Source organism: Streptomyces sp. NPDC002889, from assembly GCF_042888425.1.
GTDB lineage: Bacteria > Actinomycetota > Actinomycetes > Streptomycetales > Streptomycetaceae > Streptomyces.
The window spans coordinates 289,019-309,746 of the sequence record NZ_JBIAPT010000009.1; the positions used below are offsets into that span (position 1 = coordinate 289,019).

Consider the following 20,728-nt stretch of genomic DNA (forward strand, 5'->3'; position numbering starts at 1 on the left):
GCCCCGCACCCGATGAAGCACCGGAGCACTGCCGCACGGACACGGTGGACGTCGGATCGAGCGGCGCTCCAGCGGTTCCTGCCACGGTGCTCGAAAGCCCGCCAATCACCGGGCTGTCCAGCACATTCCACGAAGGAGGCCGACGGTGGCACACCGGACGCTCATAGTGGCTCGGATGGAGCCGGGCAAGGCCGGCGACATCGCCAAGATCTTCGAGGAGTCCGACTCGAGCGAGCTGCCCCACATGATCGGTGTGACGAGGCGGTCGCTGTTCACCTTCCACGATCTCTACTTCCACCTCGTCGAGGCCGACGAGGACATCAGCCCCCGCCTGTACCAGGCCCGCAGCCACCCCCTGTACGACGACATCAACACCCGCCTGGCCGAGTGCGTCTCGCCGTACGACCCCAACTGGCGCGAGCCCAAGGACGCCATGGCGCAGCCCTTTTACATCTGGACCAAAGACGGAGGGCGGATCCAGTGAGCGAGTACACCCTGACGGAGCTTGCCGACAAGCTCCGCGAATGCGCCGGCGAATCCGAGGGCATCGACCTCGACAGCGATGCGGTCCTGGACGTCGCGTTCATCGATCTCGGCTATGACTCCCTGGCGTTGCTCCAGGTCACCGGTGTCATCAAGCGGGAGCGCGGCGTCGAGCTGTCCGACGACGCGGTGGTCGAGGCCGAGACACCGCGCCTGCTGCTCAAGATGATCAACGCCAGTCTGCCCGAGACGCCATGAGCACCGAGGACGCCGTCGCCTCGGGCCTGGCCGGCAAGCGGGTGCTCGTCACCGGGGGCACCCGCGGCATCGGACGGGCCGCGGCGCTGGCCTTCGCCCGGGCCGGCGCGACGGTGGTGGCCGGCCACAGCAAGGACGGCGATGCAGCCGCATCCCTCGCCCGCGAACTGCACGCACTGGGAGAGGGCCATCTGACCGTACGCGCCGACGTCACCACCCCCGAGGGCGCCCGCGTGCTCGCCGAGGCCTGCCAGGAGAGGCTCGGCGGTCTCGAGGTGCTGGTGAACAACGTCGGTGTCGACGGCCACGTCAAGTTCGGCGATCTGGACATGGCCGAGTGGCAGCGGCTGTTCGACCACAACGTGACCTCTGCCTATCTCGTCACCCAGGCCGTGCTCGAGCTGATGGCCGACGGCGGGTCCGTCGTCAACATCGGCTCGTCGGTCGCCTTGCGCGGCCGCCCGTTCAGCGCCCACTACTCGGCGTCCAAGGCGGCACTCGTCGGCTTCGGACGGGCGCTGTGCAAAGAGCTCGGCCCGCGAGGCATCCGTGTCAACACAGTCGCCCCGGGTGTCACGGAGCCCGAGACCGGCGGCGATCTCCCGCCCCAACTGCGCGAGCGGATCGCCGCGATGACCGCCCTCGGCCGTCTCGGCCGGCCCGAGGACGTCGCCGGAGCCGTGCTCTTCCTGGCGGGCGACGCGTCCCGCTATGTCTCCGGTGCCACGATCACCGTCGATGGAGGAATCTGATGCCGTACGCAGCGATCACCTACCGGGTCAAGCCCGGGCACGAGGACGAGATCGCCGAGATCTTCGCCCACTTCAACCGCGTCGACACCCCCGACTACCAGGGCGACGACGGCGCCGCCGCCGGACGCCTCCTGGGCACCGGCGTGTTCATCAAGGACGATGTGATGGTGCGCGTCATCCACTACGAGGGCGACTTCGCCGCCATCGGGCGCCATATGGCCACCCAGAAGGGCGTGCACATCCTGGAGGAGAAACTCCAGCCGTATCTCGCCGAGGAACGCGACACCTCCTCGCCGGCCGGCTTCGCAGCGTACTTCCGCAACGCCACGATGCGCTCCATCGCCCAGCTGACGGTCGACACCCACCCGGCCGGAGCCTGAGCGCCATGACCGAGGTGCTGGGGACAGCTGTTCTCCTCGGCAGCGGGGTCACCGCGGGGGTGCTGTTCGCCGTGGCACTGAGCGTGCTGCCCGCGCTCTTCGCCATGGAAACCGGCACCTATGTGTACGCGCACAAACTGCTGGGCCGCAACTGGGACCCGACGATGCCCGTCGTCGTCCTGACCACCACCGTGCTGGCCGTGGTGCTCGCCGTCATCGCCGACGACGGCACGGCACGGCTGCTGTTCGCCGCGGCCGCGGTGCTGCTGCTCGGCGTCTCCGCCGTGTCGCATCTGTGCAATGTGCCCATCAACCGCCGGGTGAAGGCCGTCGAGAACCCCCACGAGCTGCCGGCCGACTGGCAGGACCCGCGCCCGCTGTGGCGGCGCTGGCATCTGCTGCGCACCCTGCTCGCCGTCATCGCTCTGGTGCTCAACGCCGCGGCGGGGGGGGGGGGGGGGGGGGGGGGGGGGGCCCCCCGGGGGGGGGGGGCCCCCCCCCCGCCCCCCCCCCCCCCGCGGCGGTGCCTTCGCGCAACGCGGTCAGCGCACCATCTCCATCTGACCCATCATGCCCATCGTCAGATGGCCCATCAGATGACAGTGGAACATGAACCTGCCGGTGTGATCCGTGAACTTGATCTTTATCCGGGCACTCTCACCCGGCATCACCGTGACCGTGTCCTTCAGCCCCGCCTCGTTCGGACCGGCCGGCTTCCCGTTGCGCTCGACGACCTGGAAGTGCTCCAGATGCGGATGCAGCGAGTGCGGGATGGTGAAGTCGACGTCCTTGTTCTCGATGGTCCACATCTCCGTGACGCCGAGCTTCGGCCGGAAGTCGACCCGGTGCACGTCGAACGGCTTGCCGTTGATCAGATGCTGCCCGCTGCGCGGATCGAACGACATGACGAACGTCCGCTCCACCGCCGGCGCCCCCAGGTCCGCCACCGGCCGCAGCGTCGCCGGCACGCTGCTGGGATCGGGAGCCGTGCGCACCACGTCGAAGCGCAGCACCTCCGGCGCCTCCCCGGGAAACGTCATCATCGTCGACAGCACGACCTTCGAACCGACCGGGTACCGGGAGAAGTCGATGACGATCTCCTGCCGTTCGGCCGGCCACACCTGCAGGACCCGGCTCGGCACCGGGGCCGGCAGCAGACCCCCGTCGGTCGCGATGTGCGTGAACTCGTCGCCCTGGCCGAGCCGCAGCACGAAAGCCCGCTCGTTGGCGGTGTTGACCAGACGGAAGCGGTACTTGCGGGCCGCGACCTCGAAGTAGGGCCTGGGCGAGCCGTTCACCAGGAACGTCGGCCGGTCCTGGAAGCCGTGCAGGTCGTACACGAGCGTGCCGTCGTCCTCGATCTTCGCATCGCGCAGCTGCAGCGTGACGTCGTACTGCCCCTTCGGCAGCGGCAGCGCCTCCTCCGCCGGATCGCTCAGCACATAGGTGACGGCCGCACCGCGGTAGATGTTCTCCGCATGCGCGTGGTGCGAGTGGTCGTGCACCCACATCGTCGACCCGGGCTGGTTGTTGGGGTAGTGGAACAGCCGGCTGCGGCCGGGTGCCACCTCGTTGTCGGGGTGACCGTCCGAATGCGCCGGGACATGCCCGCCGTGCAGATGCATCGCGAACGGCACATCGAGCGCATTGGCCTGCTCGATGATCACAGGCCGCCCGCGCCGGGCCACGATCAGCGGGCTCAGCGCCCCGCCCAAAGTACGGACCCGGGACGTCGTCCCCGGGAGGATCGCCACATCGGCTTCCCGCGTCGTCAGCCGGTACAGGTCGTAATCGGCCAGCCGCGTCGGCCGCAGCGGCCGCGGCACTCGCAGCGGCACCGTGAACGGGGTGGTGGCCGCGGCGGCACGCCAGGGCGGTGCGCCGAGCACAAGACCGACGGGTACGGCGGCCAGCACACCGGCCGCCGTACCCGCCTTGAGCAGACTTCTGCGGTTCAGCACGGAATCTCCCTCAGCTCGTGGACTGGCGAGGCGCGTCACGCACGGACATCTGTGCCATGCAGGTCAGCAGGGACCGCTCGAACGTGGCGATGAAGCCCTCGACGGTGTCCGTCGCACGCGGCCGGGTCAGATAGGGGGCGAGCTTCTCCTCGACCTCGCGCACACCCGGCTGCACCGCCATGTGCCGGGCGATGGCGCGCAGATCCCCCTCGTACTCGATGACGCGGACCATCGTGTCGTCGCGGATGAAGACCGCGGTGGACAGGATGCGTGCGCTCTCCTCGCCCCCGTCGTCCTTGACGACGGGCGAGCCCACCCTGCGGAAGCCGGTGAAGATCTCGGTGATCTCCTTCTCGTAGCCGGCCTTGATGTCGTACGTGATGGCGGCAAAGGGCATGGCTGCTCCCCTGGTCGGGTGGACTCCTGCCCGGCCATCGCACGGCACCCCGCTCGCCAACGGCTGGAGGCCCGGTACACCGGCCCCCTCCGCAGGCACATCCACGGGCCCCGCCGACTGATCCGGCCTGATCCGAAAGCGAGGCCCTACGCCACCTCGAGCCGGTCTGTAGGTACGACTGCGACGGTTCGGGCCACTGGAAGGACCAGGTCGTTGAGGAGGCGGGCAGTGACCACCGAGATCACGCGCACCGTGCGGGTGCACGCTGACGACGTCGAGGCCAACACCCGGCGCGGCGGCGACATCCGGACGACGCTCAGCCCCAGGACAGTGGGGTGCACTTCCGGTTTCGGCGGTGTGCTGACCCTGGAGCCGGGCGACTTCGTCACCGAGCACTACCACCCGTATTCCGAGGAGTTCCTGCATGTCGTCTCCGGCCAGCTGGAGATGACGATGGACGGACAGCCCATCACGCTCGGGCCCGGCGATTCGCTGCTCGTGCCCATCGGGGTACGTCACCGGCTCGTCAACACCGGCACCGAGACCGCGAAGGGCGCCTTCCATCTCTCACCGCTCGCGCCCAAGCCCGAACTCGGGCATGTGGACACCGAGCAGGTGCAGCGGCCCCAGGAGTCCAACCCCCAGGTGGGCGGTGCACGGTGAGCCGCAGGGCGGTCATCACCGGCATAGGTGTGGTGGCGCCGGGCGGGGTCGGCAGGGAGGCCTTCTGGGACCTGCTCTCCGCGGGACGCACCGCTACCCGCCGGATCACACTGTTCGACCCCAGCGCCTTTCGCTCCCAGGTGGCGGCCGAGGCCGACTTCGACCCCGTCGCCGCCGGGCTGGGCGCACGCCAGATACGCCGGATGGACCGCGCCGCCCAGTTCGCCGTGGTCAGCGCGCGGGAGGCCGTCGAGGACAGCGGCCTCGACTTCGCCAACACCCCTCCCGAGCGCATCGGCGTCAGCATCGGCAGCGCCGTCGGCTGCACCATGGGCCTCGAGGAGGAGTACGTCCTGCTCAGCGACGCCGGCAAACACTGGCTCGTGGACCACACCTACGGAGTGCCGCATCTGTACGGCTACATGGTGCCCAGCACCCTGGCCGTCGAGGTCGCCTGGGAGGTCGGCGCGGAAGGGCCCGTCGCCCTGATCTCCACCGGCTGCACCTCAGGGCTCGACTCCATCGGCCACGGCGCCCAGCTGATCGAGGAAGGCACCGCCGACGTCGTGCTGACCGGCGCGACCGACGCCCCGCTCTCCCCGATCACCTCGGCCTGCTTCGACGCGATCAAGGCCACCTCACCCAACAACGACGACCCGGAGCACGCCTCCCGGCCGTTCGACCAGGACCGCGACGGCTTCGTCCTCGCCGAGGGCTCCGCCGTGCTGGTCCTGGAGGAGAAGTCGGCCGCCGAGGCCCGCGGCGCGCACATCTACGGCGAACTCGTCGGCTTCGCCGGCCGCAGCAACGCCTTCCACATGACCGGCCTCAAGGCCAACGGGCGCGAGATGGCCGAGGCGATCAAGGTGGCCCTGGACCGGGCCCGCCTCGCCCCCACCTCCGTGGACTACATCAACGCGCACGGCTCCGGCACCAAGCAGAACGACCGGCACGAGACCGCCGCGTTCAAACGCACGCTCGGCAGCCACGCGTACAAGGTTCCCGTCAGCTCGATCAAGTCGATGGTCGGCCACTCGCTGGGCGCCATCGGCTCCATCGAGGTCGCGGCCTGCGCCCTGGCGCTGGACCGCCAGGTGGTACCGCCCACCGCCAATCTGCGCACCTCCGACCCGGAGTGCGATCTGGACTATGTGCCGCTGACCGCCCGGGAGCACCGGATGGACGTGGTGCTCAGCGTCGGCAGCGGCTTCGGCGGATTCCAGAGCGCCATGCTGCTGGCCCGCTCCGGCACGGTCGAATACACGAGGAGCTGACGGTGAGCGCAGCCACAGCAAAGGCCCCCGTCATCACGGGACTCGGCGTCGTCGCGCCCACCGGCCGCACCGCCGAGGCCCACTGGTCCGCCGTGCTCGGCGGCCGGCCGGCGATCGGACGGATCAGCCGCTTCGACCCGTCCGCCTACCCGGTGCGCCTGGCCGGCGAGGTGCCCGGCTTCGTCGCCAGGGAGGAGGTGCCCAGCCGGCTCATCCAGCAGACCGACCGCTGGACCCATCTGGGCCTGTCCGCGGCCGAGGCGGCCATCGACGACGCCGACGTCAACCCGGCCGAACTGCCCGAGTACGAACTGGCCGTGGTGACCTCGAGCTCCTCCGGCGGAACCGAGTTCGGCCAGCACGAGATGGAGAACCTCTACCAGCACAACCCCGAATGGGTCGGCGCCTACCAGTCCATCGCCTGGTTCTACGCCGCCACCACCGGCCAGGTCTCCATCCGGCACGGACTGCGCGGCCCCTGCGGAGTGATCTGCACCGAACAGGCCGGCGGCCTCGACGCCATCGGCCAGGCACGAAGGCTGATCCGCACCGGATCCAGGCTCGTCGTCACCGGCGGCACCGACGCCTCCCTGTGCCCGTACGGGCTCACCGCGCAGCTGTCCACCGGCAACCTGTCCACCGTGCAGGACCCGGCCCGCGCCTATCTGCCCTTCGACAGCGAGGCCTCGGGCTATCTGCCCGGTGAGGGCGGCGCGATGCTGATCGTCGAGAGCGCCGAGTCGGCCGAGGCACGCGGCGCCCGGAAGGTCTACGGCCGGGTCCTCGGCTACGCGGCGGGCTTCGACCCTCCGCCTCCCTCCGCCGCCGGTCCCGACACCGCCGCCTCGGATCGGCCGCCTGCCCTGCGCCGCACCATCGCGGCGGCGCTCGCCGACGCCGGCCTCGAACCGGACGCCGTGGACGTGGTGTTCGCCGACGCGCTCGGAGTTCCGTCGGCCGACCTCATCGAGGCCGAGGCACTCGCCGGGATCTTCGGACCGCGCGGCGTCCCCGTGACCGCGCCCAAGACACTGACCGGCCGGCTGTACGGCGGCGGCGCCCCCCTGGACGTCGCCACCGCGCTGCTCGCCCTGCGCGACCAGGTGATCCCGCACACCGTGGGCCCCACCGCACCGGCCCCCGGACACGAGATCGACCTGGTGCTCGGCGAGCCGCGCCACCAGGACCTGCGCACCGCGCTCGTCGTCGCCCGCGGACACGGCGGCTTCAACGCGGCGCTCGTCCTCGGCCGGGCCGACTGAGACCGGACCGACCGCGACCGGGCCGGCCGGCACCACGGGCCTGCCCGAGCCGGGCGGACAGCGGGCCGACCCGGAAACGGGCGGACGCCGGCCGACCGACGCATGCCACACCGACTACCGGCAGGAGGCCGCCATGGCGGGACACACCGACAACAGCATCGTGATCGACGCGCCGATGGACCTGGTCTGGGACATGACCAACGATCTCAAGTCCTGGCCGCAGCTCTTCAGCGAGTACGCCTCGGTCGAGGTCCTCGAGGAGGACGGAAGGGAGATCACCTTCCGTCTCACCATGCACCCGGACGAGGACGGCAACGTGTGGAGCTGGGTCTCCCGCCGGGTCCCTGACCCGGAGAAGCGGACCGTCCACGCCTACCGGGTGGAAACCGGCCCCTTCGAGTTCATGCGGATCTTCTGGGAGTACACCCAGGAGGACGGCGGCGTACGGATGCGCTGGGTGCAGGACTTCCACATGAAGCCCCAAGCCCCCGCGAGCGACGGCGGCATGACCGAGCACCTCAACCGCAACACCGGCATCCAGATGAACCTGATCAAGCAGAAGGTCGAGGCCGAAGCGGCCCGCCGCGCCACCGCAGGCTGAGGGGGGAGCGTGTGATCGCCTATCTGGTCCCCGCGGTCGTGCTCGTCAACGGCCTCGCCGCAGGCGTGCTGTTCGGCACGCAGCTCGGCGGCTGGCCGCTGCTCGCGGCCCTGCCCGCCGACCGCTATGTGCACGCACACGCCTTCTTCGCCACCCGCTACGACCCGGCGATGCCGCTGTGCCTGCTCGGGACGCTGATCGGCGACGCCGTACTGGCGGTCGTCGCACCGGACGCGGCCGTCCGCGCCCTGTTCATCGCGGCCGCCGTGCTCGCCGCGGCCACCGTCACCATCTCGCTGACCAAGAACGTTCCGGTCAACAAGTGGGTGCAGACCCTCGATCCGGACAATCTGCCCGACGACTTCGAGGCCAACGACCCGCGCTGGAACTGGGGAGCGTGGAACCAGCGACGCAGCGTACTCACCCTGTGCGCGCTGCTCGCCAACTGCCTCGCCCTCGCCCTGCTGCTCTGACTGACACTCTTGCGGAGGAATTCATGGATCTCGGCCTCAAGGGCAGGAAAGCCCTGGTCACCGGCGGCACCCGAGGGGTTGGCCGGGGCATCGTCCGGGCACTGGCCCAGGCCGGTGTCGACGTCCTGACCTGCTACCAGAACTCCAGCGACGCCGTGACCTCGCTGGAGAAGGAACTGAAGGAGACCGGCGGCAACCACCATGTCGTCAGGGCGGACGTGTCCGACCCGGACGATGTCGCCGCCCTGCTGGCCCAGGCCAAGGAGCACTACGCCCGCCTCGACCTCGTCGTGAACAACGCGGGCGCGATCAGCCACATCCCTTACGCGGAGCTGCCGTTCGACGAATGGCGGCGGATCATCGACACCAACATCACCGGGACCCACCTGGTGATCCAGAACGCCCTGCCGCTGCTGCGCAGGGGCTCCTCGGTGGTCAGCATCGGCTCCAAGGCCGTCGAGGCCGGCATCCCGCTGCGCTCCCATTACACCACCACCAAGGCTGCCCTCGTCGGCCTGAACCGCTCCCTGGCCAAGGAGTTCGGCTCCAAGGGCATCCGCTTCAACGTCGTGGCCCTCGGCGTCATCGAGACCGAGAACCTGCACAAGATGCCCGCGGACCAGCAGCAGCTCATGATCGAGCGTTACAGCGCCAAGACCGCGCTCGGCCGGCTCGGTACCCCCGAAGAGGTCGCGGGCGCGATCCTCTGGCTGGCCAGCGACCTCTCCCGGTACGTCACCGGGGCCACCATCGGCGTCGACGGAGGGATCTCCTGATGACCAGCAGCACGGGAACACACATCGAGGGCGCCTTCCGGGTACTGCTCCGGATGGAGATCAACCCCGGCCTCGAGGCCGACTTCGAGAAGGCCTGGCGCGGCAGCACAGAGGCCGTCACCGGCCACCCGGCCTGCCTGGGCCAGTGGCTCTCCAAGGACAACGACGAGGACAGCGTCTACTTCATCGTCAGCGACTGGACCGACGAAACGGGCTTCCGCGACTTCGAGTCCAGCGAAGCCCACCTCGCCCACCGCGAACGGCTCCACCCCTACCGCGGCAAGGGCTCCTTCAACACGATGCGGGTCGTCGCCCACATCGAGGGCCAGGCAGCCTCGCATGCCGCATGAAGTACGGGTCCTGGTCCACCAGGCCGCCCACGACGACGAGCAACTGGCGGCGGTACGCGCCGCCTACCACGAGGTCAGCAAGCGTCTGGCAGGCGTGCCGGGAATGCTCGGCAACGAACTGCTGCGCTCCCCCCACGACCCCACCTCGCTCGTCGTCGTGAGCCGCTGGAGCGACCTGGCAGCGTTCCGGCGCTGGGAGGAGGGCGCCGAGCACCGCGAGGAGACCGCCCCCCTGCGCCCGTACCGCGACACCCGGCTCGCCGTGCCCTTCGGCATCTACGAGGTAGAGGCGGCCTACTGAGGACCTGGGCCTCTCGCCGCCCCCGCGATCGCATCCCGCTCACCGATCCGGTCCCGAACCGGAAGAGAGGCCCTGTCCATGACCACCACGGTTCCACCCGTCGGCCGCGCCACGACGGCCGACGAGCAGGCGGCATGGGTCTCCTGCTCCGGCTGCCGCTCCCTGGTCTACGGCAAACGCTACGCGCGTCTGCTGCGGGTCTGCCCGGAGTGCGGCGCGCACGCCAGGCTCGACGCGCCCAGCCGTATCGATCAGCTCTTCGACACCGGCACCGCGACGGCGGTGCCGGTGCCGGCCACCCAGGTCAACCCGCTCGACTTCGTCGACCAGCACCCCTACGCGGACCGGCTGCAGCGGGCCAGGACACGTACCGGTCAGCAGGACGCCGTGCTCGTGGTCCGTGGACGGATCGAGGGCCGGCCGCTGGTCGCCGCCGTCATGGACTTCCGGTTCTTCGGCGGCAGCCTCGGTGTGGCGGCGGGCGAGGCGATCACCACCGCCGCCGAGACCGCACTGCACGACCGCGTACCCCTGCTGATCGTCACCGCGTCCGGCGGCGCACGGATGCAGGAAGGCGCGCTCTCCCTGATGCAGATGGCCAAGACGAGCAACGCACTGGCCGAACTCGACGAGACGGGCCTGCTCACCGTCACCCTGGTCACCGACCCGACCTACGGAGGCGTCGCCGCCTCGTTCGCGACTCTGTCCGACGTGGTGGTGGCCGAACCGGGCGCCCGGATGGGCTTCGCCGGACCACGGGTCATCGAGCAGACCATCGGACAGAAACTGCCCGCAGGCTTCCAGACCGCCGAATTCCTCCTGGACCACGGCCTGGTGGACGATGTATGGCCCCGTACCGAGCTGCGCGCACGGCTCAGCAGGCTGCTGGCCGTCGCCGAGGGGCCGGGCCCCGACTGGGGCGGCGCCGAAGAGGACCCCGTCGTACGCGACAGCCAGCTCCTCGACCAACTGCCCGCCTGGGACTGCGTCCAACTCGCCCGCGAGGCCGGCCGGCCCACCGCGCTGGAGCACATCGGCTACTGGCTCGACGGCTTCGTCGAACTGCACGGCGACCGGGCCGGAGAGGAATGCCCGGCGATCGTCGGCGGCGTCGGCCGCCTCGACGGGCTGCCCGTCATGGTGATCGGCCACCAGAAGGGCCACACCACCGCCGAACTCGTCGGCCGCAACTTCGGCATGCCCTCCCCGGCCGGCTACCGCAAGGCCGCCCGGTTGATGCGGCTCGCCGCCAAACTCGGCATGCCCGTGGTGACCCTGATCGACACCCCCGGCGCCTACCCCGGCCTCACCGCCGAGGAGAAGGGCCAGTCGGTCGCCATCGCGGAGAACCTGCGGCTGATGGGCTCGCTGCCTGTCCCGGTGGTCGCCGTGGTCACCGGCGAAGGCGGCAGCGGCGGCGCGCTCGCGCTCGGCGTCGCCGACCGGGTGCTCATGTGCGCCAACGCCACCTATTCGGTGATCAGCCCCGAGGGCTGCGCCGCCATCCTCTGGAAGAACGCCGCGGAGGCCGCCGTGGCCGCTGACGAACTCGCCCTGGACGCCGCCTCGTTGCTGCGCCTCGGCGTCGTCGACGGGGTGATCCCGGAACCCGAGGGCGGCGGCCACACCGACACCACGGCGATGAGCGACGCAGTACGCCGCGCAACCGTCGTGGCACTGCGCGAGCTGCGCGGGCGCACCACCTCACCGGCCGGACGGCGCAGGCGCTTCCGCGCCTTCGGACTGGCCCACGACCCGGGAACACGGACGTGACCCGCTACTTCGGCAACGGTCACGGCATCGGCAACGGCAGGTACTACGGAGAGATACCCATGAGCGAAGTGACCAAGGAGAGTCTCCGCAATCCACGGACCGACGACCCCCTCAGCGGCCTGGACTACGACACCAGCGCCCTGGCTCTCACCGATATCTGCCGCAGCATCGCGGACGTCGTACGAGTCGGCTCCAGCCACCCCCGCCGGGTGCGCGTCAGCCTGGGCGCGGCCAGCATCGAGGTCGAGTGGGAAGAGGGGAAGGCACCCCAGGGCGAGCGGCCCGCCACCGCCCCGGCCGTCGAGGAAACGGTCGAGGGCTACCACGAATGCGCGCCCCTGGTCGGCACGTTCTATCTCGCGCCCAGCCCCGGTGCACCGCCCTTCGTACGACCCGGCGACCGCGTCGAGATCGGCCAACAGCTCGGCATCGTCGAGGCGATGAAGCTGATGAACCCGCTGGAGGCCACCCGGGCCGGCACCGTCGTCGAGGTCCTGGTCGCCGACGGCACCGCCGTCGAGTACGGGCAGGCGCTGGTGCTCCTCGACACCGAGGACACCGCCGGCCGGGCAGGGGAGGACTGACCGTGGCCTTCGACACCATCCTGGTGGCCAACCGGGGCGAGATCGCCCTGCGGGTGATCAGGACCTGCAAGGAGATGGGCATCCGTACCGTCGCCGTGCACTCCACCGCCGACAAGGACAGCGCGCATGTACGCGCCGCCGACACCGCGGTGCAGATCGGCCCCGGCATGCCGCGCAAGAGCTACCTCTGCGCACCCGCCGTCATCGAGGCGGCCCTGCGCACCGGGGCCGACGCGATCCATCCCGGCTACGGCTTCCTCTCCGAGGACCCCGACTTCGCCGAGATCTGCGCCGAGAACGGCCTGGTCTTCATCGGCCCGCGGCCCGAAGTGCTCTCCCGCCTCGGCGACAAGGCCGTCGCGAGAGAACTGATGACCGACGCCGGGCTGCCCGTACTGCCCGGCAGCCCCGGCACGGTCGACAGCGCCACCGAGGCCACCGACCTCGCCGCCCGTATCGGCTTCCCGCTGATCATCAAGGCCGCGGCGGGCGGCGGCGGCCGCGGCATGACCGTCGTACGCCAGCAGAGCGACCTGCTGCCCGCCTACCGCCAGACCCGGGCCACCGCACAGGCCATCTTCGGCGACAACCGCGTCTACCTGGAGCGCTATTGCGACAGCGCACGCCATATCGAGGTCCAGGTCCTCGCCGACGGCCACGGCAGCGTGCTGCACCTCGGTGAGCGCGACTGCTCGGTGCAGCGCCGGCATCAGAAGCTCATCGAGGAGAGTCCCGGACCCGGGCTGCACAAGGAACTCACCGCCGCCATGGCCCGTGCCGCCGTACGCGGTGCCCGCGCGGTCGGCTACACCGGCGCGGGCACCTTCGAATTCCTCGTCCACGACGAGGGGTTCTCCTTCATGGAGATGAACTGCCGTATCCAGGTGGAGCATCCCGTGACCGAATCCGTCTTCGGTGTCGACCTGGTACGCGAACAGATACGGGTCGCCGCCGGCCAGGTACTCGGCTACACCCAGGAGGACCTCGTACCGCGCGGCGCGGCGGTCGAATGCAGGGTCAACGCCGAGGACCCGGCCCGCAACTTCGCCCCCTGCCCCGGCACGCTGGAGGACTTCGTACCGCCCGGCGGCCCGTTCGTCCGGGTGGACACCCATGGCTACGCGGGCTGGCGGGTGCCCTCGCAGTACGACTCACTGCTCGCCAAGGTGATCACCTGGGCGCCCGAACGCGACCAGGCGCTGGACCGCATGGACCGCGCGCTGGCGGAGTTCCGTATCTCCGGACCCGGGGTGCACACCACGATCCCGCTGCTGCGGGAGGTCATCGCCGACCCCGCCTTCCGGGGCGGCAAGCACGACACCTCTTTCCTCGACGCCCGCCCCTGACACTGCTCTTCGCAGCTCTTCGCCATACCGGGCGGCCACGACAGCACGCTGTCGGGGCCGCCCGTCCCGTTTCGAGGTCAGCAACACATCGGCAGAGGTTCGTCCGCCCACCCCGAGGGGGCTCACCGAGCAGCGGGAGCCGACCCGATGACCACCACACGTGCCCACGCGGGAGGCGAGTCCGGCACGTAATCGGGATCGTCCTCGTCCCACGACCGCGCTGCCTGCTGCCGGGGGAACAGCCCCACCACTGTCCGGCACGGTGGTCGCGTGCCCGGCCAAGGCGTCTGCCCGTCGGTCAGGGCCACGATGACATCTGGTCGGGGCCCCGCTCGAAGCGCCTTGGCGAAGCCCGTGCGCAGATCCGTACCCCCGCCGCCCACCAGCGGTATTCCCTCGGCACGGCACAGCGGGTGCACGACCCGTGCCGCCGCGTCGCACGGCACCACGGTGACCAGGTCGCGACGGCCGCCCACAGCACGGCAGATCGCGGCAACCTCGAGGAGCGCACTGCCCAGTTCGGCGTCACTGACCGACCCTGACGTGTCGATGACGACGGCGACCCGAGGCGGCCTGCGCCGCAGGCTCGGCAGAACAACGCCGGGCACCCCCGCCGAGCGCCGCGACGGCCGGCCGTAGGTGTAGTCCTCGCCTGCGCCGGAGCCGGAGGCTGCCGAACGGACCGCCGCTCCCAGCAACTCCCGCCACGGCTGCGGCGGGTGGAACGCCTCCTCCGCCCACCGCTTCCACCCCTCCGGGGCGTTCCCCGGACGGCCGGTGATGCCCTGCGCCACCCGGAACCGGACCGCGTCCCGTTCCTGCGCGCTGAGGCCGTGCGCGCCGTCCGGTCCCAGGTCCCACTCCCGTTCCAGCCCGTCGGCGCCACTGCCGCACTCCAGCCAGGCCAGACTCTCCGTAAGCGGCCCGAGCCGGAACTGGCGCAGGTAGTCCTCCATGAGCTCCCCCTCGGGCAGCCCCAAAGACCGCGGCTCGACCGCACCTTCGGGCCGGACCAGCCCTTCACCGAACGCGTCGTCGTTGATCTCGCAGTCCGCGGCGATGTTCATCCGCAACCGTTCCCCCGGGCCGATCAGCCCGCGCTCCCGCGCGACCCGGTCACTGCGCCCGTGGTGGTCGCGCAGCAGGTGCGACACCTCGTGCACCCACACCCCGGCCAGTTCCTCCACCGGCGTCCGCTCCACGAACGCCGGCGAGACGTAGCACCGCCAGTACCGGTCGACGGCCATCGTCGGTACCCGCCGCGACTCCACGGCGTGCAGGGCGAACAGCGCCGTCGCCAAGTAGGGCCGGACCCGAACTGCATGCAGTCGGGCGGCGAAGAGCTTGTCGAGGTCCAGTGTCCCCGGTGTGTCCGCGCTCATCGGCCGGCCTGCGCGGCGGCCGCGGTCCGGGCCGCCGCCCGGTCTGCTCGCCGGGACAGGGAGACCGCTCCGGCGAGCCGCTCGATCGATGCCGGAACGTCCCAGTCCTCGCGGCGCAGCGTGGCGAGGGTGGTCGCGGGGACGACCACCAGGTCCGGCGCTCCGGTCTCCACCGCCCGGACCAGGAGCGCCCACGCCGCGTCCCAGCGGGACTTATCGGGGCGCTTTCGGACCGCCGCCACCACACCGTCGAGCACGGCTTGGCGCAGATCCCCCCGCTCGGGCAGGGCGGCCCCCGCCGGGTCGGCGAGAAGCACCTCGGGGTCCGGGAGGTCCATCCGGTCCAGGCAGGCCAGCAGCTCCAGTCCCGGGCCGTCCCCCACGGCGCCCCTGACCAACAGGGAAAGTACGTCCCGGGAGGAGCCGGCCGCGGTCGCGAAGGCGATCAGGCACAGGGTCATCTCCCAGCTTCGGGGTGACGGCCAGGGGCCGCCCCGGCGAGTCTCATTGCTGGGCAGCCGGTGCACGAGCCCAGGGCGGGCGGAGAGGAGTCCGCACACCGCACGGCGGGCGAAGTCCACTGCCTGTGGCAACTGCTCCGGGTCGAGCCGTGGCAGCGTTGCCCGGGGCCATGTCCCGCCGAGGCCTCGTACCACGACCTCGTGGTCGTGGGTCCACTGCAGATGAACGAACCGGTTGGCGAGCGGCGGGCTCAGCTCCCAGCCGTCGGCCGCCGAGGACCGCGGATTGGCGGCGGCCACGATCCGGACCTCGGACGGCAGTCGCAGGGCGCCGATCCGCCGTTCGAGCACGAGGCGGAGCAGGGCGGCTTGAACGGCCGGCGGCGCGGTGGACAGTTCGTCCAGGAACAGCAGCCCTCGGCCGGCCCGTACGAGTCGCACTGCCCAGTCCGGCGGGGCCATCGGGACACCCTGTTCCGCGGGATCGTCCCCGACTATGGGCAGGCCCGAGAAGTCGGACGGCTCGTGCACACTGGCAATCACTGTGGTCAGCGGAAGGTCCAGGGCCGCGGCAAGCTGTGTCAGTGCCGCGGTCTTGCCGATCCCCGGCTCACCCCACAGGAGCACGGGCAGGTCGGCGGCCACGGCCAGGGTCAGGGCCTCCAGTTGTGTGTCGGAACGCGGTTCGGTGGTGGCGTCGCGCAGCAGGGCCAGCAACTCGCCGGCGACGTCGAGCTGGGAGGCGGGGGCCGGGTCGGAGGGGGCGTGGGTCGCGGCGAACGGGGTGTATGTGGGCATGCTTGATCACCTGTGGGTTCGTGGTGGGACGAGTGGGTGCGGGGGACAGAGGTCCCCGGGTCAGCGAGAGGTCGTGTGGCGCGGGTGCGAGCGGTGTTCACGGGGGCGGCGAGGACCCGGGCGGTTGCGGCCGGGCCCGGGTCCGACCAGGCCTGCCCTGAACAGTCCGTAGGTGATCCGCCGTAGCGCGGCCGCCTCCAGTTCGTCCCGTAGAGCGCCGCTGCGCAGCACTGCGTCGGGGCCCAGCAGGCCCTCGACGACAGCCAGCGCACCGGCGGTGTCGCCATGGTCCAGGCGTTCACGGACGCCGGTGAGGCAGTCGGGATGACGGTGCGCCTCATCGATGGCCTGCAGGCAGGGAAGCGGAGTACCGGTCAGGGCGGCCAGCAGCTCTTCCCGGCGGATCTCGTCCGGGTCGTGGTCCAGCGGCGCCAGTACCCCGTTGACCCGGCCGATCCGGTGCTGAGCTCCCCGGCACTCGACGAGGCGCGGTTGTCCTGCCCGGTCCGGAAGCCGGGAGGAACCGGCCGGCGAATGATCCGGTACCAGCGCCGAGGCGACCAGCGGGTGCAGCCGATCGACCTCGATCGAGCCGGTGCGGATCAGTTCCAGGTCGGGTAGCACCCAGGTCGCCGCGTCGGGCAGGACCGGCAGCGCGGAGGCGCTGCCATCCATGGGCGCAGCCGCGATCCGCACAGCGGGCGGCCCGAGGCCGTCCGTGTCCGCGCCCTGGTCCAGGACAAGCCGATGCCGGGCCCCGAACCGCACGGTGACGGTACCGGTCGTCCGCCCCTCGGCGTGGAGCAGAATCCCCGCCTCGGCCGCCCACCGGTCAACGGCACAGCGGCGCCCCTGCGGCACCATCCCCAGTGGATCCGGGTTCACGGGACGACCGTCGGCGGGAGGCCGATCGGCCCCGGACCGGACCCGCAGCTCATCGGTCCTGCGCGCGTCCCACAGGTGGCGGTGCAGGTCGAGGCGGAACCGCCGGCCTGGACGGGGGTGCGGATGCCGACGGGCGCCGGCCTCGACGTGGGATCCGTCCCACAGCGCGAGGCTGATCCGCTGACCGCCATCCGCCCAAGCCGGCGGAGTCCGGACCACGAGGTGCACCGGGCATACGCCGTCACGCCCCGCAGCCTCGTACCGAGCCAGAGAGATGGTCAGACCTGGGCGCAGCAGCCCGTCAGGAGCGATCCTCGGCATATGCCAGCGCAGCAGGTCAGGAGCCAGATGGCGGAGATCGGCCCGGACGCGGGCTGCGAGGTCATGGCCATGAGTGCGTGCCACGGAACGCAGATTGAGATCGACATCGATGCCTGCGGCGGCGCACGCCCCCGCCCAGTCCCCAGCACAACGGCGGGCGGTCGCAGTCTCGATCATGGACGGCGGCACGGCGAACTCGCGCACGCGCAGCCAGAAGGAAAGGCGGGAATCCCCATTCGCGGTTTGAGTGAGCATCAGCACTCACCTTGCGCGGATGGGACCCCCAATCTGTGAACAGAATGAGTCGTCATCGCGGGGAGCATAGCGTTCCTGACCGCGATCTGTCAGATGCCCCCGATCCGGCCTGCGGATCCGCGCCCGCGCCGGCGGCCGGACCACTGCCGGTTCGGACCGTTGTACGACGAGGCCGACTCCAGGCGCCGCAGCGTATCGGTGAGGACCTTGGGGCTGATGCCGCCGATCCGCTCCCGCAGTTCACCAGGGCGGCGAGGGCTTCTTCGGCGACAGGGTGTGAACACGCGGTCTCCGTAGCCCTTTACGTAGTTCCACTGATGTCCTGCGGCGACCCGGTGCGTGAAGATGCGGGCGAACGGACTTCCCGGCGTGGAGCGAAAGGACGTACGTGATGGGCTGGATCATTGCGTTCGCCGTCATCTTGGCCCCGTCCCTGATCGGACTCACCTTCGCGGTCCGTACCGCTCGCCGGGTCGGCAAGGCGGAGCGGGAGATGCGCGCCCTGGACGCCCGTCCCGGCTGGCAGCGAATCGAGCGCGGCAAGGACGGAGAGGAGTGGGCCGGGTACGCGGGCCACTTCCCCTGGCTGCTGCGAACGTGGCACGGAACCACCGTTACCGGCCCGCTCGGCGACCACCAGGTCACCGTCACCAGGCGCTACGAGCAGATTTCGCGCAGGGACGACCAGCACTGGCTGATCGTGTGCTTCGACCTGCGGGGCAGCGGACCGAACCTACGTCTGGAGCGCCACTGGAGTGCGGCGGAGCTCAATCTCACCTTCTCCAAGGATCTGCCGTACCTGCCGATGAGCGACGACTCCGCGGGAACGGCCGAGCGGTTCTACGCCTCGGATCTGCCGAAGCAGCTGGTGAGGTCCGCCGGACCGGCGGTCTCGTTCAGGGAGAACGAGGCGTGCTTCGTGTACCCGCTGTCCGAGGTCGTGGACATGGACAAGCTGCTGGAGGAACTGGCCGGGCTGCTTCCGGACCTCGCCGCGCTCGCCCGGGAGGACGAGGCGGACAGCACCTGACCGGCCGCCCCCGCGACACACCCTGGGGGTGTCCGGGGGAGCGCGTGCCGGACCCCGCGACCCCGGCAAGATCCACAAAACACGCCTTCGTCCAAAGGGCCTGACGCCCCATCAGGCCCGAACCCTGGTAGGTGTCCGTGGACCAGGTGCGCATGACGCAGCGGGCTGCCGACCCGGCTACTGCCCGGTTGGGGGGTACGGGACAATCAAGGCCATGAGGATCGATGATCTGGTGATTCCTGACACCCCGGTATGCGTGGCCGCGCAGGAGGTGGCGACTGCGTATTGCTCGCCTGCGCTGCTGAACCACTCGATGCGGTCCTATCTGTGGGCGGCCGCCTACGGCATGGCGAACGACGTCGCCTTCGACCCGGAACTCCTTTACGTGGCCTCCATGTTCCACGACATCGGGCTGGCGAAGGAGTTCGACAGCCACACCGTGTCGTTCGACGAGACGGGTGGGCATGTGGCGTGGGTCTTCGGAGCAGCCGCCGGCTGGCCGGTGGAGCGACGGCAACGGGTCTCCGAGGTGATCGTCCGGCACATGTGGGACCACGTGGACGTCTCGATGGACCCGGAGGGGCATCTGCTGGAGTTTTCCACTTCGCTCGACATCTCCGGACGACGTACGGACGCCCTCCCCGCGAAGTTCCGCGCCGAGATACTGGAACGCTACCCACGGCTCGGCCTCGGCGACGAGTTCCTCGCGTGCTTCAAGAGCCAGGCAGACCGTAAGCCGCACAGCTCCGCAGCCGACTCGATACGCAACAACATCGCCGAACGCATCGCCACCAACCCACTGGACGCAGAGACGATCCACGCAAGAAGGGGGTCCATCACGCCCTCAGACCGGCCCTGACCAGCGGGTCAAGGAAATCACGCTGCCCTTGCGTCGAGGGCCGCTGAGCAGCCGTCTCCCGTTCCGACGCCAAGGGTGCGGGAGCGGGCCGGGCAAGGCGTCGGGCGCATGAAGTCCTCGATGCAGCGTGATGCGAAGGCAGGCCACCCGATCGAACTCGACGCCATCGGCGGCGCAGTCCTACGGGCCGCGGCCACCCACAGGATCGGGACCCCGACTACCGCGCGCTTGGTCGCAGAACTGGCTTCCGCAGTAGGTCAGTGGCCACACGGCGGCCGGCCACCGACGACGCCGGTGCACCGTCCCACGGGGGAGCTGCCTGACTGGTTCCCGCGCACTGGTCCGGGCGATCACAAGGTGCTTCAGTGCCGCTGAGGCCGGAGGTTACGCCGGAGCCTCGGGACAGAACGCTCCTTCACCAGCCGACGACGGCGTCCCGGCGGAACAGGACCCCGGAAGGCCCGTCGTCGGGAAGGTTCGCGGCGTGGGCGACGGCCTCGGCCGCGGCCTCGGGGGACTGCTCGGCCTCCGGCCGCATCCGGGTGCGGACCAGGCCGGGATTGACCGCGTTGACCAGGACGCCCGAACCCTCTGTCTCCCTCGCCAGCATCACCGTCAGGGCGTTCAGCGACGCCTTGGAGACCGAGTACGCCGGGCACTGCGGGGCGATGCCGATCGTGAACGTGCCGGTACCGCTGGAGACGTTGACCACCCGCCCCCAGCCGGCCCGGACCATCAGCGGCACATACGCCTGCGCGACCCGCCACGAGCCCAGCAGATTCACCTGGAGCGTCCGCTCCACCAGCTCCAGCCCGATCGCCGAGGGCGCCTTGCCCCAGTCCAGCTGCACACCCGCGTTGTTGACCAGGATGTCCACCGGACCCGTACTGTCCACGGCACGCGCGACCGAGTCGGCGTCGGTGATGTCGAGGGCGACCCCGAGCGCGCCCTCACCCAGCGAGGCCGCCGTCTTGCGGGCCGCCTCCTCCTCACGCGCGGCGACGACCACCCGGTGGCCCTGGGCGTGCAGCAGGGCCGCCACCGCGAGACCGAGTCCTCGGTTGCCGCCCGTGACCAGCGCGGTGCGGGGAACAGTAGCCATG

General features: G+C 70.6%; 24 protein-coding genes and 2 pseudogenes. 19 read left to right on the forward strand and 7 right to left on the reverse strand.

The genetic code is table 11. The annotated features are described in order from the left end of the window. The first annotated feature begins 145 nt into the window (after positions 1 to 145). The 5 genes and pseudogenes from ACFYWI_RS16200 to ACFYWI_RS16220 form a co-directional block, all read left to right on the forward strand. A complete protein-coding gene (locus ACFYWI_RS16200) occupies positions 146 to 484 on the forward strand; it encodes a TcmI family type II polyketide cyclase (RefSeq protein ID WP_389231650.1) in 339 nt (112 codons plus the stop codon). Next, positions 481 to 741 carry an acyl carrier protein gene (locus ACFYWI_RS16205; RefSeq protein WP_389231653.1) on the forward strand — a complete coding sequence of 87 codons (261 nt, stop codon included), beginning with the start codon at positions 481 to 483 and terminating at the stop codon, positions 739 to 741. The genes ACFYWI_RS16200 and ACFYWI_RS16205 overlap by 4 nt, the downstream gene beginning before the upstream one ends. Further along, positions 738 to 1,493 (forward strand): SDR family NAD(P)-dependent oxidoreductase, encoded by a 756-nt coding sequence (locus tag ACFYWI_RS16210; RefSeq protein ID WP_389231656.1) that lies wholly within the window; start codon positions 738 to 740, stop codon positions 1,491 to 1,493. Before ACFYWI_RS16205 ends, ACFYWI_RS16210 begins: the two co-directional genes overlap by 4 nt. Then, positions 1,493 to 1,873: a SchA/CurD-like domain-containing protein gene (locus tag ACFYWI_RS16215; RefSeq protein WP_389231659.1), complete on the forward strand. Its 381-nt coding sequence runs from the start codon at positions 1,493 to 1,495 to the stop codon at positions 1,871 to 1,873. Before ACFYWI_RS16210 ends, ACFYWI_RS16215 begins: the two co-directional genes overlap by 1 nt. Positions 1,874 to 2,037: 164 nt before the next feature. After that, positions 2,038 to 2,295, forward strand: a pseudogene (locus tag ACFYWI_RS16220) (anthrone oxygenase family protein); the annotation flags it as partial. Positions 2,296 to 2,415: 120 nt separating this feature from the next. Here the strand turns inward: ACFYWI_RS16220 and ACFYWI_RS16225 are convergent. Continuing rightward, a complete protein-coding gene (locus tag ACFYWI_RS16225) occupies positions 2,416 to 3,834 on the reverse strand; it encodes a multicopper oxidase family protein (RefSeq protein WP_389231662.1) in 1,419 nt (472 codons plus the stop codon). Between the two features lie 10 nt (positions 3,835 to 3,844). Next, positions 3,845 to 4,231 carry a SchA/CurD-like domain-containing protein gene (locus tag ACFYWI_RS16230; protein ID WP_389231665.1) on the reverse strand — a complete coding sequence of 129 codons (387 nt, stop codon included), beginning with the start codon at positions 4,229 to 4,231 and terminating at the stop codon, positions 3,845 to 3,847. 228 nt (positions 4,232 to 4,459) lie between these two features. Here ACFYWI_RS16230 and ACFYWI_RS16235 point away from each other — a divergent pair, with 228 nt between their 5' ends. From ACFYWI_RS16235 to accC, 11 genes are all read left to right on the forward strand, one after another. Further along, positions 4,460 to 4,894, forward strand: a complete 435-nt coding sequence (locus ACFYWI_RS16235) for a cupin domain-containing protein (RefSeq protein WP_389231668.1) — start codon at positions 4,460 to 4,462, stop codon at positions 4,892 to 4,894. Continuing rightward, positions 4,891 to 6,168 carry a beta-ketoacyl-[acyl-carrier-protein] synthase family protein gene (locus ACFYWI_RS16240; protein WP_389231671.1) on the forward strand — a complete coding sequence of 426 codons (1,278 nt, stop codon included), beginning with the start codon at positions 4,891 to 4,893 and terminating at the stop codon, positions 6,166 to 6,168. Before ACFYWI_RS16235 ends, ACFYWI_RS16240 begins: the two co-directional genes overlap by 4 nt. A gap of 2 nt (positions 6,169 to 6,170) precedes the next feature. After that, positions 6,171 to 7,430, forward strand: coding sequence for a ketosynthase chain-length factor (locus tag ACFYWI_RS16245; RefSeq protein ID WP_389231674.1), 1,260 nt, complete (start codon positions 6,171 to 6,173; stop codon positions 7,428 to 7,430). Positions 7,431 to 7,563: 133 nt separating this feature from the next. Next, entirely contained in the window at positions 7,564 to 8,031 is a 468-nt protein-coding gene (locus tag ACFYWI_RS16250; RefSeq protein ID WP_389231677.1) for an SRPBCC family protein, read from the forward strand. Positions 8,032 to 8,042: 11 nt separating this feature from the next. Continuing rightward, on the forward strand, positions 8,043 to 8,504 hold the full coding sequence (locus ACFYWI_RS16255) for an anthrone oxygenase family protein (protein WP_389231680.1): 462 nt from the start codon (positions 8,043 to 8,045) through the stop codon (positions 8,502 to 8,504). Between the two features lie 23 nt (positions 8,505 to 8,527). Next, a complete protein-coding gene (locus ACFYWI_RS16260; protein ID WP_389231683.1) occupies positions 8,528 to 9,280 on the forward strand; it encodes an SDR family NAD(P)-dependent oxidoreductase in 753 nt (250 codons plus the stop codon). Further along, positions 9,280 to 9,630, forward strand: a complete 351-nt coding sequence (locus tag ACFYWI_RS16265) for an antibiotic biosynthesis monooxygenase family protein (RefSeq protein ID WP_389231687.1) — start codon at positions 9,280 to 9,282, stop codon at positions 9,628 to 9,630. Before ACFYWI_RS16260 ends, ACFYWI_RS16265 begins: the two co-directional genes overlap by 1 nt. Continuing rightward, positions 9,620 to 9,931 (forward strand): antibiotic biosynthesis monooxygenase family protein, encoded by a 312-nt coding sequence (locus ACFYWI_RS16270; protein ID WP_389231690.1) that lies wholly within the window; start codon positions 9,620 to 9,622, stop codon positions 9,929 to 9,931. The genes ACFYWI_RS16265 and ACFYWI_RS16270 overlap by 11 nt, the downstream gene beginning before the upstream one ends. Positions 9,932 to 10,009: 78 nt before the next feature. Further along, positions 10,010 to 11,704 (forward strand): acetyl-CoA carboxylase carboxyl transferase subunit alpha, encoded by a 1,695-nt coding sequence (gene accA / locus ACFYWI_RS16275; RefSeq protein ID WP_389231693.1) that lies wholly within the window; start codon positions 10,010 to 10,012, stop codon positions 11,702 to 11,704. Next, positions 11,701 to 12,288 carry an acetyl-CoA carboxylase biotin carboxyl carrier protein gene (locus tag ACFYWI_RS16280; protein WP_389231696.1) on the forward strand — a complete coding sequence of 196 codons (588 nt, stop codon included), beginning with the start codon at positions 11,701 to 11,703 and terminating at the stop codon, positions 12,286 to 12,288. The genes accA and ACFYWI_RS16280 overlap by 4 nt, the downstream gene beginning before the upstream one ends. Further along, positions 12,285 to 13,634, forward strand: coding sequence for an acetyl-CoA carboxylase biotin carboxylase subunit (gene accC / locus ACFYWI_RS16285; protein ID WP_389231803.1), 1,350 nt, complete (start codon positions 12,285 to 12,287; stop codon positions 13,632 to 13,634). The genes ACFYWI_RS16280 and accC overlap by 4 nt, the downstream gene beginning before the upstream one ends. A gap of 122 nt (positions 13,635 to 13,756) precedes the next feature. Here the strand turns inward: accC and ACFYWI_RS16290 are convergent, their stop codons facing one another. The 4 genes from ACFYWI_RS16290 to ACFYWI_RS16305 form a co-directional block, all read right to left on the reverse strand. After that, positions 13,757 to 15,016: a VWA-like domain-containing protein gene (locus ACFYWI_RS16290; RefSeq protein WP_389231699.1), complete on the reverse strand. Its 1,260-nt coding sequence runs from the start codon at positions 15,014 to 15,016 to the stop codon at positions 13,757 to 13,759. Continuing rightward, on the reverse strand, positions 15,013 to 16,275 hold the full coding sequence (locus ACFYWI_RS16295; protein ID WP_389231702.1) for an AAA family ATPase: 1,263 nt from the start codon (positions 16,273 to 16,275) through the stop codon (positions 15,013 to 15,015). The genes ACFYWI_RS16290 and ACFYWI_RS16295 overlap by 4 nt, the downstream gene beginning before the upstream one ends. Before the next feature lie 60 nt (positions 16,276 to 16,335). Continuing rightward, positions 16,336 to 17,736, reverse strand: a complete 1,401-nt coding sequence (locus ACFYWI_RS16300; protein WP_389231705.1) for a hypothetical protein — start codon at positions 17,734 to 17,736, stop codon at positions 16,336 to 16,338. 89 nt (positions 17,737 to 17,825) lie between these two features. After that, positions 17,826 to 18,020, reverse strand: a complete 195-nt coding sequence (locus ACFYWI_RS16305) for a winged helix-turn-helix transcriptional regulator (RefSeq protein ID WP_389231708.1) — start codon at positions 18,018 to 18,020, stop codon at positions 17,826 to 17,828. 107 nt (positions 18,021 to 18,127) lie between these two features. Here ACFYWI_RS16305 and ACFYWI_RS16310 point away from each other — a divergent pair, with 107 nt between their 5' ends. From ACFYWI_RS16310 to ACFYWI_RS16320, 3 genes and pseudogenes are all read left to right on the forward strand, one after another. Next, positions 18,128 to 18,766 carry a hypothetical protein gene (locus ACFYWI_RS16310; RefSeq protein WP_389231711.1) on the forward strand — a complete coding sequence of 213 codons (639 nt, stop codon included), beginning with the start codon at positions 18,128 to 18,130 and terminating at the stop codon, positions 18,764 to 18,766. 214 nt (positions 18,767 to 18,980) lie between these two features. Next, complete coding sequence (locus ACFYWI_RS16315; RefSeq protein ID WP_389231714.1) at positions 18,981 to 19,625, forward strand: HD domain-containing protein; 645 nt, start codon at positions 18,981 to 18,983, stop codon at positions 19,623 to 19,625. Positions 19,626 to 19,715: 90 nt separating this feature from the next. Further along, positions 19,716 to 19,877: pseudogene (locus ACFYWI_RS16320) on the forward strand (ketopantoate reductase C-terminal domain-containing protein); the annotation flags it as partial. Between the two features lie 163 nt (positions 19,878 to 20,040). On the opposite strand, the gene ACFYWI_RS16325 reads toward ACFYWI_RS16320, so the two are convergent. After that, positions 20,041 to 20,727, reverse strand: coding sequence for an SDR family NAD(P)-dependent oxidoreductase (locus ACFYWI_RS16325; protein ID WP_389231717.1), 687 nt, complete (start codon positions 20,725 to 20,727; stop codon positions 20,041 to 20,043). Position 20,728 lies beyond the last annotated feature (1 nt).